The following is a 12,292-nucleotide window of genomic DNA, read 5'->3' on the forward strand; positions in this document are numbered from 1 at the left end:
TGTATTGAAGGGCATTTGATTAGTGGGGAAATTGGGTGGTCTTAGGCTTAGTGGTCTTTTTTGACGGTATATCAAATGTATTAAAAATATTTTAGGAGGTTGATATGAAAGCTGTCACTTTTCAAGGAGCAAAAGAGATACAGGTAAAACAAGTTGAAGATCCGAAACTGCACAAAAGGATGAAATCATCGTCCGAGTGACTTCAACGGCTATTTGCGGATCCGATCTCCATATATATCAGGGTGCTTTGTCCACGCATAAGGATTATGTCATTGGCCATGAACCGATGGGCATCGTTGAAGAAGTGGGTCCGGAAGTAACGAAGGTGAAAAAAGGGGACAGGGTTGTCCTGCCATTTAACATTTCTTGAGGGCACTGTTATTATTGTGAACATGATATGGAGAGCCAATGTGATAATTCCAACCCAAATGAAGCGGTGGATACAGGCGGATACTTTGGTTTTACGGAACGATATGGGAACTATCCAGGCGGGCAGGCAGAATATTTAAGGGTCCCATATGGAAACTTCATGCCGTTTGTCATACCAGAGTCATGTGAACTTGAAGATGAAGCACTATTGTTCATGTCCGATGTGCTGCCAACCGCATATTGGAGTGTAGAGAATGCTGGCGTCAAGAAAGATGATACGGTAGCGGTAATTGGCTTGTGGGCCGATTGGCTTGATGGCTCAGAAGTTCGCTTGGATGAAAGGCGCAAAAAGGGTCATTGCAATCGACAATCTTCCTTATAGGCTCAATAAGGCAAAACAGATGAATAAGGTTGAGGCGTATTCGACGAGTATAACGATATGGGCAGCTACATTAAGGAAATCACTTCAGGCGGGGCTGATGTGGTCATCGATGGGATGGATGGCAAGAAACCAACGATCGAGGCGATTGAGCAAAAGCTGAAACTTCAGGGCGGAACGTTAAGCGCGATCGAGATTGCACTTAACGCCGTACGTAAATTCGGTACGATCCAACTGACTGGCGTATACGGACCCAAGTATAATATGTTCCCATTAGGCAATTTATTTGAAAGGAACATTAACCTGAAAATGGGGCAAGCACCAGTCATTCACTACATGCCAAAGCTTTTTGATGAAATCACGGATGGAAAGTTCGACCCTACGGAAATCATATCTCATAAAGTCCCTCTCGAAAAAGCGAGTGAAGCTTATCAAATTTTTAACGATCACGAAGATGGATGCATTAAAGTGGTGTTAAAGCCTTAATCTTAAGCTTATAAAAATTCCAATGCATGGAGATGCATTGGGATTTTTGGATATGTTCGCAAATAGGTAATGGTGTATTATGGATAAACGTATAAAATGGGTGTGAAATATGAATGGTAATTATGCCTTTGAACGGAAGAAATCAGGATTACACTGATTTTTTCCGGAAATGTTACGATTGACCCTTCAGATGATGAAGGAGCATATGACTCAAAAAGAAGAGTTGATTTAATAATTAGATGCATTGCCAAGTGAACTTGAATAAGGGTTTTGGGTAATGAGATGGAGTATTTTTATTATATAATAATAGTGACAAAAGGAGGATATATGGATGGTATATAATTCGGCAGCAGAACTTTGTGAAGGGTTTGGGTATCCGCCCGTTCACGTTAAATTGACGATAGAGATCGTCGATAAGAGATTGGGACCTGTAACGGCGGAAGCAGAGATTGCCATCAAGCCTGTTAAGTCAAAGGAATATCTAGAAGTATTGGTGGAAGAATTGGAATCTGAGCATATCTTTGCTGATGAAAATGGCAGTATCTATGGCAGCTTCGGCATCGATCAAAGTATCCAGATATATGATGAAGTCCTGGCTACAATTCCGTTCGAAGAGTTAATAGGAAAGGAAAATTGGAAAGAGATAATTGAGGAATCAATCACTGTGGATAAGCTAAAGGAACAACTGAGGAAATCCCTCAATGATTATCAATTCAGTGATTTAAGCGGGAAATATAAATTCAGGAAAAGATGTACGATAACGGAACTTCAATTCATAGAATAAACCAAAACTGGAGAAGGCGAAATGCTTTCTCTTTTTTTGATGCCATCATAATCAAAAGCTGATAGTGAGACAATCCGTAAGAGTTTTTAAGCATACACAATGTCAAGAAGAGATCAGTAAGGTTTTTTATGGTTGCAACATACATTTTTTTATGGTTTTACATAGGGTAATATATTGATAAGGACTTTTACAAGAAAACGAAATGTATATTTTAAAAGTTAAAAAGGAGAATATATGAAAATTGGTTTGGTACGGCATTTTAAGGTGGCACATGAATTTCCCACTGGGAGACCTGTTACGGCGGATGATATGAGGCAATGGTTTGAGGACTATGATGCAGCGGATATCATTTACGGAACGACTTTGTTTGGTGTGGAGGAATGGCAGGAATGCTATTGCAGTGATATGTCGAGAGCTGTCAAGACAGCGGAACATATCTATCCAGGTACGGTTCATCGGATGGAGGAGCTGCGGGAAATACCTTCCCCTCCACTTAAAGGAAAGGTTAAGCTGCCGTTCATCCTTTGGGCCATCTGGATCCGCTGCTGCTCGGTAATCAACAAGCAGACAAGGGCGGAAATTAAGATCGCTGAGCGAAGGATCAATAAAGTATTGGATGAGGTCTTAGCAAAGGGGGACAGGGATGTTCTGATCGTGAGTCATGCCGCCCTCATGGTATATATGAGGAAAGAGCTGATACGACGGGGGTTCAATGGTCCAAAGTTCAAGATTGCCAGTAATGGAAAGCTTTATGTATTTAAAAGATGATAAAGGGAATATATTAGGTTTCCTACCAGAAAGGGTAAGTCATTTTTGCTTATTTTAAGAAAGAGGAATTCATTTTCCGAATAGTTATTCTTTTTTTATTGGTTGTGGTTTATTATTGTAATAGTGTAATTTCTACGAATTCAATAATAGGGAAAGAGGGGTGGACATTTTGCTGAAGGCAGTTTTTTTTGATTTAGATGATACATTACTTTGGGATCAGAAAAGTGTAAAAGAGGCTTTTGTGGCCACATGCGAAGTGGCTAAGGAGAAATATGGCCTGAATGTCGACGAGTTTGAAGAGGCTGTGCGAAAGGAAGCACGTGAGCTTTATTCTTCTTACGATACATATGCATTCACTAAAATGATCGGAATTAACCCATTTGAGGGATTATGGGGAAACTTTCAGGATGATCATGATGAATTCCGGAAGATGGCCGGGATTGCACCGGCTTATCGGAAAGAAGCGTGGACGAGAGGTTTGAAGGCATTAGGGATCGATGATCCGGAATTTGGGCTTGAACTGGCAGAACGTTTTCCGGCCGAGAGACGCAAAAAGCCATTTATCTATGAAGAGTCCTTCCGTGTTCTCGATGAATTAAAAGGGAAGTACAAATTGCTATTGCTTACGAATGGATCGCCTGAACTGCAAAATACCAAACTTGAAATTACGCCTGAACTGGTTCCTTATTTCGACCAAATCGTGATTTCAGGCGCTTTTGGACGAGGTAAACCAGATGCCTCCATTTTTGAGCATGCTTTGGAAATCATGGAGCTTGATAAGGATGAAGTATTGATGGTCGGAGATAATTTAATGACCGATATCCTTGGAGCATCACGGGTAGGCATAAAGTCAGTTTGGATAAATCGCCATGATAAGGAACGGAATGAAGTGATTCCAACCTATGAAATCAAGCATTTAGAGGAGCTTTACCCAATTCTTGAGAGCTTGGGGAATTAATTAATGGCCCTCTCCAAATAACAGATTTTGGAGAGTTGTAATGAAAATATTAGGTCTTTCAAATTATTTACAGAATGAAAAGGGTGATATATAGTTACCCTGTAATCAATTAAATTATTCAGACTAGGGGTGTCCAATAAAAGTTGGGCTGAGAGAGAAGCGCTTAAGCTTCTTAACCCTCAGGACCTGATCTGGTTCATACCAGCGTGGGGAAGTTAGAATCTACTAAACAATGACATTTCAACTGGTCATTTCTGTAGTCATACTAACGTTAGCCGGGTCTTAAATATGAGATCTGGCTTTTTCGTGCGAAATGGATTGGATTTTGTCCTTTTTAAATGAACTTAAAAAGGAGAAATGAAATCATGATGAGTAATTCTGTAAATGACATGAACGTTTCAATTATGTCCAGTTTTGCCGGGAGTAAAAAAGTGTATGCTGAAGGGTCTAGACCTGATATTAAAGTACCTATGCGTGAAATTAAGCTAAGTCCGACTACAGGGTCATTCGGAGAAGAAGAGAATCCGCCTTTACGAGTTTATGACACAAGCGGTTTTTATACGGATTCAGATTATCCCATTGATATTCGTAAAGGACTGGCCCCGATTAGACGAAGCTGGGTTCTGGAACGGGAAGATGTTGAAGAGTATGATGGCCGTGAAATAAAGCCCGAAGATAACGGGTATAAAAAAGTTGAGTCACAATCCAATGCCGAAGTTTTTCCGGGATTGAACAGAAAACCATTGCGTGCAGTGAAAGGGAAAAACGTAACCCAGCTCCATTATGCCCGTAAAGGTATCATTACTCCAGAAATGGAGTTCATTTCGATCAGGGAAAATGTGGCCCCTGAGTTTGTAAGAGAAGAGGTAGCTAGCGGGCGGGCTATCATTCCGGCAAATATTAACCATCCTGAAAGTGAGCCCATGATCATCGGACGTAATTTTCATGTGAAAATAAATGCGAATATTGGGAATTCGGCTGTCAGTTCATCGATCGAAGCTGAAGTGGAGAAAATGACTTGGGCTACACGATGGGGTGCAGACAATATAATGGATCTTTCCACCGGGAAGAATATTCACACGACCCGGGAATGGATTATCAGAAATTCACCTGTGCCAGTTGGGACGGTTCCGATATATCAAGCATTGGAAAAAGTGAATGGAGTCGCGGAGGATTTAAATTGGGAAGTTTTCCGGGATACATTAATCGAGCAGGCTGAGCAAGGTGTCGATTACTTCACCATACACGCTGGTGTCCTTTTGCGATACATCCCCATGACAGCCAAGCGAGTTACGGGAATCGTTTCCCGAGGGGGCTCCATCATGGCACAATGGTGCTTGGCCCACCACCAAGAAAGTTTCCTCTATACTCACTTTGAAGAGATTTGTGAAATCATGAAAGCATATGATGTCTCTTTCTCATTAGGTGACGGCCTTCGTCCTGGATCCATTGCAGATGCAAACGATGAGGCACAATTTGCTGAATTGGAAACACTTGGGGAACTGACGAAGATTGCTTGGAAGCACGATGTTCAAGTCATGGTGGAGGGCCCTGGTCACGTACCGATGCATTTGATTAAAGAAAATATGGATAAGCAGCTGGAAGTCTGTCAAGAAGCACCATTCTATACCCTGGGACCATTGACAACGGATATAGCTCCTGGATACGATCATATCACTTCTGCGATTGGTGCTGCCATGATTGGATGGTTTGGAACTGCCATGCTTTGTTATGTGACACCGAAAGAGCATTTGGGACTTCCGAATAAAGAGGATGTTCGGGTAGGGGTCATCACTTATAAAATTGCGGCCCACGCAGCTGACCTTGCTAAAGGCCATCCGCATGCAAGAAAACGGGATGATGCCCTTTCGAAGGCTAGATTCGAATTTCGTTGGAGAGATCAATTCAATCTTTCCCTAGATCCTGAAAGGGCGGTCGAATATCATGATGAAACTCTACCGGCTGAAGGTGCCAAAACTGCCCATTTCTGTTCAATGTGCGGCCCGAAATTCTGCAGTATGAGAATCTCCCAGGACATCCGTGATCTGGCGAAGGAAAAGGGTCTGGGTTTTGAGTCGGTAATCGATGAAGGGCTTAAAGAAAAAGCGAATGAATTCAGGAAAACGGACGGGGAAATCTATCAATGATTCCGACGAGAGGGAGAATTCGATGAATCGGGTAATCCAGATAAAAGTTGAAATGAAACAGTTGGAAACTCAATTGGAACAGCTGAAAAGAGAGCTGAACATTTTTCGGGAGAATTGTAATCATGAATTTGTACAGAATGACTATAGTCAGCAATGTACAAAGTGCTACTTAATCGAAAGTCTGCAATGGTAGTGATGCCTTAATTGTCCTTTCATTATCTAATCCCCTTAATCATGTTGGGGCATTCAATCACAAAGTCAACATGATTAAGGGGATATTTTTATGCTCATTCATTAAAACAAAGTTGGAAAATATAAATGCTGTTTAATACTTAACAGGTTATTCCTTGTAGCCATTCTTGATAACATTCATCACAGAGCATTTCATTTCTATCCATGTCAGTAACTTGAAACGTTACGGCATGGATTTTTTTCTTCCGTTTCATCAGTACAATAGAAGCATTTTATGTGTCATTAGAAATCCTCCCATTGAAATAAATGTGTTTATAGTTTAAAACGTCACGTTTTTTTTATACAGAAAACATGTCTGCAGCTTAATTGGTCTTCTTGGAAGAGTTTAGAGTGAATAATCCAGTTGGGGTTCAACATACTAAACTTGTTCGCATCATTGATAAAACGAGGAGGGAAATACAATGCAAAACCAATATCAGCAAGGTCAAGTACACCAGAACATGCAAACGGGTGCCATTCCCCCACAAATGAATCACGGTGGTCACGAAGTATTCGATGTACATGAAGTGTTGTCGGGAACGATTGGTACTTTAAACACGTATACTCTTTTGCGTCAGCATATCAAGGATCAGGAATTACTTGACATCTTGGATCGTCAATATCAGTTCATCCAAGATGAATATAATATCTCATTGGAGTGCTTCCAAACGGGCCAGGATCCTTCTAAACGGACCCAGAGCTACAAAATGAATCAAGATAACGATTTTATATATGGATTGACACCAACGCAGCCAAAGAAACCTTTGCAATCCGTCTCGGAAATTACGGATGAATGCATTTCAGGCTTGATGCTTGGAGCTGTCAAGTCTGCAGCATCCATGAAAGCAATGGCAGCGCTTGAAATAACGAATCCGGTGGTTCGCCGCGTATTTGCAGATTCCGTTCCGAACTGCATTGAAATGGCATATGAGATTTCGATATATCAAAACAAACATCATTACTACCAAGTTCCACAGCTTGCACAGCAGGATATGCAACAAATGTTGAATTCGTATGCACCGGCACAAGGAAATAACAACAATATGAGTCATTAAAAGCATTTGTTAAGAACATTAAAGAAGGGATAGGACTAACTCTCCTATCCCTTCTTTATCATTGTTTCATCTGATTTATTTCCTGGATGCATTCCTGGACGAGGGTTACAGCCTGACTCATGGTGGCTCCTCCGCCAAATGCTGCGGTCACGCCAATGGCTTCAAGGATTTCTTGTTCGGAACAGCCTTGATCAAGACATCCTTTTGTATGATAGATAATACAGTATTCATCTTGAGAATATAAGCTTATTCCTAGTGCGATAAGCTGTTTTTCTTTCTGGGATAATTGACCTTCTTTAAAGCACTCTTCCGTAAATGAATTGAATTTCTCTGCGAGATCAGGCATTTTATGCGTAAAGACGCCGATTCCAGCTTTATAATCACGAAGAGCATTTTCAGTAGAGTTATTAGCTTCGAATTCCATTTTCCATTCAGCTCCATCCTAAATTTTTTTCATCAAAAATTAGTATGAGCCAAATGCTGGATGAATAAACAGAAACATGGAGTTTACCAAAGTAATCATGGAACCGTCCTTCCTACAAGGCAAGTGAACCCTTAGGCCGGGTGGCTTTGAACCATTGATAGCAAAGGATGCAGATTAGTGCAACGTCAATGGCATCACCGGCATAGTACATTAGCATTCCTCCATTTTCCGCTTGTTCCTTGGTGACTCCGCTTGGAGGGTGGGCAAAAATATATTTAGAAAGGATATCATGGGTGGCCAGTGAAATTGTAAAAACGATAGCTCGAAACATGAAGCTGAACCTGTGTGGCGCAGGGTCCATATAGATCATGGATGCAGTGAATAGATAGCCGGCCATGAACACGTGAAAATGCACCAAGGCATGTAGAAGAAAATTTTGATGCATCAACCCATATAACCCAGTCGTATAAAGTATCCAGAGTCCCCCAATATTAAGCGCGGAAGCAGTGATTGGATGACTTAAAATTCGCAGCGACCAGCTTTTCAACAACTTTGAAAGTCGTCTTGCTGATTGTACATCAAGTGTTCGCAGTGCAAGAGTTATAGGTGCAGCAAGCACAAGTAGAATTGGTGCAATCATTCCAAGCAATAAATGACCAACCATGTGCGCGGTGAAGTCCATATGCGCCCGATTGGCTATGGGACCTATAATTGCAAAGGCTGCACAGATGGTGCCAAGAATCCAAAAGAAAGTACGGTATAAGGGCCATTTTTTATAGCGGCGATTCGAAAATACGACAGCTGCGATATAAATAACTATAACAAGTGAGAAAAGAATCAATAAAATCGGTTCAAAACCAGTTCCATTATCATGAATATGTCCATTACTGTGCATTGCGGCCGTCTTCTTTCATTTTAAGTAAGCTGCTTCTTGTTTGAATGACGATGGTAATGCCGATCAGTATCATGATTGCGGCTGCAATGTTCCAAATCAAGTCGTATGGGAGAATATCGACATTGTAACGGATTTGATGGAGACGCATTAGCTTGTGCTGGATGGTCCCATCATATAACTGAAAAGCACCTGCCCCAAGCAAAACTCCTCCTATCCACCTTTTCAGCCATAATCCCTTTCGGCGGCGAAGGTCAGCGAACATGAACAGAGACCCGACCGTTGCGAACCAGCTTAGGGCATGAAATAAACCATCCGAGACAAGTCCGATGCTGGATGTGGACTTGTCATAGAAATGATGCCAATGTAATAGTTGATGAAAGATGGGCTCATCGATGAATGCCACCAATCCGATCCCGAATAGAAAACCGGACCATAGATTACGAGCGGAATAAGTATATCGTAATTCTGAAATGGATTGATTTTTTTGATTTCGGGGCCTGAAATCCATTTTCCATCCTCCTTTTAAGTTTCTTTATAATGTGGTTGGTTTTCCTATATATGGTTCTTCTACTGTACCCTGTATTGTAAAGTTATAGACAGGTATATGGATCTTTTTAAATCTTATTAGTGACCCATTCATAGTCCTAAAATAATCCTTGGATTTTTTAGTTCAATGCTCATTGTTGATTGCATGTAAATTTTTTCTAATTACTGTTCGTTATAACTGGATTCATGTTTCAAGCATGGGCAGCCGGGTAATAAAAACCTAGAAAGTCAACTATTCAAGTGGCCCGCTTATACCATATGACCAAAGATGAAGGGGTCCGTGCTACTTTCCGTAAAATGTCCATTGCAGAACTTGAAGAAAAAAATGGCGTTGTCGTTCCCGCGTCATTCCCACCGGAAGCGGAAATGGAATCTCAACCGGAAGCGTACGAATTCTGGAACTTGTCAGAAGGTAATGAATCAGGAGACGGCCTTTGGGCAACAGGAAGCGCCCCAGATGGTACGGGAGATTTTGTTTATGTTGCTGAACCAGTTGCAAAGGGGCAGATTCCTAACCCTAAGGTTCCGGCAGCACAATTGCATCATGACCTGGATAGAAGTCAATCACTTAATAAAAGGTAATGGAAGCTTTTCAAAAAAGGCCCGATGGCCCCTAAAGGGACATCGGTTTTTTTATGATTACAAAATCTGATTATTTGCGTGTGGGTATGTTTTGGAGTAGCATAGTTTCCATCTTCAAGACAACTTTATTAAGGGATGGTCACTACTTTAAATAGAAAGAAGTGTGACAAATGAAAGCAGTAGGTGCGGAAAAATTCCAAGCCCACCCCGGAAAAGGTAGAATATTAATCAAGGTGAAAGTTTTTGTGATAAATAGAACGGATATTATTTCACGAGTAGGGAAATCCGGTTATATGGCCAATCCAATATTGGTGAATGAAGTGTCTGGGGAAGTGGTGGAGCTAATGGCAGATTGATTGAAGTATGAAATATGGACAAAGTATAATGAATATATACAAAGTCAAGATACTCTTCGTCGGTATCTGTCTAAGGGGGAATCTTAATGAATGAACTGAATGCATTATTCAGGAAAAGAATAGGGCTCCAGGAAGATGTGAAACTGACATTTGAGAAATTAGATGAAATGCTGGAAAAGACAGCGAAAACCATTCCTTTTGAAAACTTATCGATCATGGCATCCCATCTGAGTGATATTAATAAAACGAATATCAGGAACAAAGTCCTTGTGAGGAATGAGGGTGGATTATGCTATGAATTGAATGCAGCCCTTTATTTTTTCCTGAAGGAGAATGACTTTGATGTATTCTTGGTACGGGGTGTCATCTATAATCAGGGGTGGATGACCATAGGAAGGACCCATGTCACCATTTTATTGAACCATGAGGGGAGAACCTATTTGATCGATACGGGTTTTGGCGGGAACCTGCCTTTAAAACCAGTTCCGTTGAACGGAGAAACGGTCGTTTCCCAAAATGGTGAATTCAGGATAAAAAAAGAAAGTACCGACCATGGAGATTATATCCTTGAATTGAAACTGAAACATAAGGATCGCGATTGGAGAATAGGGTATGCTTTTGATTCTTCAAAACCGGTAGAAAATGTAACGGAACTTAATGAGGTCCAAACGATCATCAGGGAAAATCCCCAATCACCATTTAATAAACATCCATTAATCACCCGTTTGACAAACAGCGGGAACATCACTTTAACTGATACATCCTTTACACAGTGGGAAGATGGGAAAGTGACGAAAGAAGAAATAGATGGAACACGATTTAAAGAGTTAATGAAACAGCACTTCAATAGATAGTGGATAAAAAGACTGAACATCTAAGGCGTCCAAACCAAAAGACTGTCCATTCCCGACAGTCTTTTTTATGAATACCGGCAGCCAGGCTGCGGAAAGGAAGCGAATTTCGAAAAAAAACGTAGACAAACTCGCTTTTTTCGAATTTGCCTACAGTCTAAATAATCCATTAAGGAAGTTTTTACAATTTATTCAATAAATTTGAATTCAGTGGGGTGAGAAGGATATGGAGAGGAAGAATCGATTGGTTTTTACTAGATCGAATGCAGCTGCTAAACGAGAGTTCGATGAAGCAATCACCATTTTGGAATATAGCGTAATGCTCGTTGAACTCTTTGGATTAGAAGAGTTCAACAATATAATTGCCGGACAGTTAAAGTTGATTTTATGTGAAACGAAAAATACGCGCATTAAGCGGGAAAAGGTCACGATTGACCAATCCTTAATAAAGAAAATCAATCCTAACCCGAAATTGTATCCCATTAAAGACTCCATTCAAATGAGCAATGTTCATATCACGGAAGACCTCTTCGATTATACTAAACAGAGGATTGAGCTTAAGCTTTGGAGAAATCAAATTATCTATAAAACCGACATTGAAGGGGAAATCCAGGAAATTAAAATCATTGATTTTATTAAGGAAACAGCTAATAAGATTGGCGGTGCGCAAGCTATATCAAGTTTTCCTAATAAGTCCGTTATTTCGGATGGACATACCAAAATCATGTTAATAGGTATAGCGAAAGGGTTATTCAAATCCATAGGCAGGGATTATAAAAAGCATGCCTCCATGAACCTTTCGAATATCATGCAAAAAATCGAACAATCAACTTTGGGAGACTAGACATAAGAAGGACTTTTGACCAAGTCCTTCTTGCTTGATTACCAGGCAATATCCGGAAGGATTGGTCACCTCAAATCCCCTCTATCAATAATCCATCTCTTTTTACCTCTGTTAAACTACGCGAGAGCATGCTGCTCACTTTTATTATGAAATAATTAAGGTTATTAATATAGAAGAATGGGAAATTCCCTGATTACAAACAAACATGGGGGCCTTATGTGTAAATGTAAAGACTTATTAAATTTACACTAAAATGCAGCTATGGATGATTGAGATCATTTATAATGATATTCCGAATATAGTTTTACACATTATTGGAAAAATAGACCGGAAATAAAAAGAAAGAGATGATGATATGAAGGATTTTGATGGAAACCTTCCTGACGAATGGCTGGAATTAGTCACATTGGCAATGAAATCGGATATTACAAAAGAGCAATTCAAAAAGTTTTTGCAAGAAAAGTCGAATAGCAATAAAAGTAAAGATTGTGGTGGCTAAATAGAATTCTGTTCAGCCAAAAAAAGGTGATTTTTCTATCTGCGGGGAATGGTTCTTCTTTTTTCATACCTTTAATATTAACGCCATCAGGTTCAATTCAGGCAAGACTATTGCAAAA

13 protein-coding genes, 2 pseudogenes and 1 riboswitch are annotated in these 12,292 nt (G+C 40.4%); of the genes and pseudogenes, 12 read left to right on the plus strand and 3 right to left on the minus strand.

Annotated elements, in window-relative coordinates; genetic code table 11:
• Positions 1 to 104 precede the first annotated feature (104 nt).
• From N0M92_RS19095 to N0M92_RS19125, 7 genes and pseudogenes are all read left to right on the plus strand, one after another.
• Positions 105 to 1,234: pseudogene (locus N0M92_RS19095) on the plus strand (zinc-dependent alcohol dehydrogenase).
• A gap of 331 nt (positions 1,235 to 1,565) precedes the next feature.
• The gene (locus tag N0M92_RS19100) at positions 1,566 to 2,018 is read left to right on the plus strand and encodes a hypothetical protein (RefSeq protein WP_260287315.1); all 453 of its coding nucleotides are present in this window, start codon (positions 1,566 to 1,568) and stop codon (positions 2,016 to 2,018) included.
• 234 nt (positions 2,019 to 2,252) lie between these two features.
• A complete protein-coding gene (locus tag N0M92_RS19105; RefSeq protein ID WP_260287316.1) occupies positions 2,253 to 2,786 on the plus strand; it encodes a histidine phosphatase family protein in 534 nt (177 codons plus the stop codon).
• Between the two features lie 169 nt (positions 2,787 to 2,955).
• Entirely contained in the window at positions 2,956 to 3,744 is a 789-nt protein-coding gene (locus N0M92_RS19110) for an HAD family hydrolase (RefSeq protein WP_260287317.1), read from the plus strand.
• Between the two features lie 115 nt (positions 3,745 to 3,859).
• A riboswitch (TPP riboswitch) is annotated at positions 3,860 to 3,974 on the plus strand.
• A 135-nt stretch (positions 3,975 to 4,109) separates the two neighbouring features.
• Positions 4,110 to 5,891: a phosphomethylpyrimidine synthase ThiC gene (gene thiC / locus N0M92_RS19115; protein ID WP_260287319.1), complete on the plus strand. Its 1,782-nt coding sequence runs from the start codon at positions 4,110 to 4,112 to the stop codon at positions 5,889 to 5,891.
• A gap of 22 nt (positions 5,892 to 5,913) precedes the next feature.
• A complete protein-coding gene (locus N0M92_RS19120; RefSeq protein ID WP_260287321.1) occupies positions 5,914 to 6,084 on the plus strand; it encodes a hypothetical protein in 171 nt (56 codons plus the stop codon).
• Positions 6,085 to 6,544: 460 nt separating this feature from the next.
• Entirely contained in the window at positions 6,545 to 7,177 is a 633-nt protein-coding gene (locus N0M92_RS19125; RefSeq protein WP_260287322.1) for a spore coat protein, read from the plus strand.
• Positions 7,178 to 7,235: 58 nt separating this feature from the next.
• Here the strand turns inward: N0M92_RS19125 and N0M92_RS19130 are convergent, their stop codons facing one another.
• The 3 genes from N0M92_RS19130 to N0M92_RS19140 form a co-directional block, all read right to left on the minus strand.
• The gene (locus tag N0M92_RS19130; protein WP_098370871.1) at positions 7,236 to 7,601 is read right to left on the minus strand and encodes a carboxymuconolactone decarboxylase family protein; all 366 of its coding nucleotides are present in this window, start codon (positions 7,599 to 7,601) and stop codon (positions 7,236 to 7,238) included.
• Positions 7,602 to 7,713: 112 nt separating this feature from the next.
• The gene (locus N0M92_RS19135) at positions 7,714 to 8,496 is read right to left on the minus strand and encodes a cytochrome c oxidase assembly protein (protein WP_260287323.1); all 783 of its coding nucleotides are present in this window, start codon (positions 8,494 to 8,496) and stop codon (positions 7,714 to 7,716) included.
• A complete protein-coding gene (locus N0M92_RS19140; RefSeq protein WP_260287324.1) occupies positions 8,486 to 9,004 on the minus strand; it encodes a DUF2243 domain-containing protein in 519 nt (172 codons plus the stop codon). Before N0M92_RS19140 ends, N0M92_RS19135 begins: the two co-directional genes overlap by 11 nt.
• Positions 9,005 to 9,276: 272 nt before the next feature.
• Here N0M92_RS19140 and N0M92_RS19145 point away from each other — a divergent pair.
• The 5 genes and pseudogenes from N0M92_RS19145 to N0M92_RS19165 form a co-directional block, all read left to right on the plus strand.
• A pseudogene (locus tag N0M92_RS19145) lies at positions 9,277 to 9,624 on the plus strand (manganese catalase family protein); the annotation flags it as partial.
• A 170-nt stretch (positions 9,625 to 9,794) separates the two neighbouring features.
• The gene (locus tag N0M92_RS19150) at positions 9,795 to 9,980 is read left to right on the plus strand and encodes a hypothetical protein (RefSeq protein WP_260287325.1); all 186 of its coding nucleotides are present in this window, start codon (positions 9,795 to 9,797) and stop codon (positions 9,978 to 9,980) included.
• A gap of 86 nt (positions 9,981 to 10,066) precedes the next feature.
• Complete coding sequence (locus N0M92_RS19155) at positions 10,067 to 10,834, plus strand: arylamine N-acetyltransferase family protein (protein ID WP_260287326.1); 768 nt, start codon at positions 10,067 to 10,069, stop codon at positions 10,832 to 10,834.
• Positions 10,835 to 11,057: 223 nt separating this feature from the next.
• Positions 11,058 to 11,675, plus strand: coding sequence for a hypothetical protein (locus N0M92_RS19160; protein WP_260287327.1), 618 nt, complete (start codon positions 11,058 to 11,060; stop codon positions 11,673 to 11,675).
• Positions 11,676 to 12,030: 355 nt separating this feature from the next.
• On the plus strand, positions 12,031 to 12,174 hold the full coding sequence (locus N0M92_RS19165) for an anti-repressor SinI family protein (protein WP_260287328.1): 144 nt from the start codon (positions 12,031 to 12,033) through the stop codon (positions 12,172 to 12,174).
• The last annotated feature ends 118 nt before the right edge of the window (positions 12,175 to 12,292 follow it).

Source organism: Peribacillus aracenensis (assembly GCF_025175645.1).
Classification (GTDB): domain Bacteria; phylum Bacillota; class Bacilli; order Bacillales; family DSM-1321; genus Peribacillus; species Peribacillus aracenensis.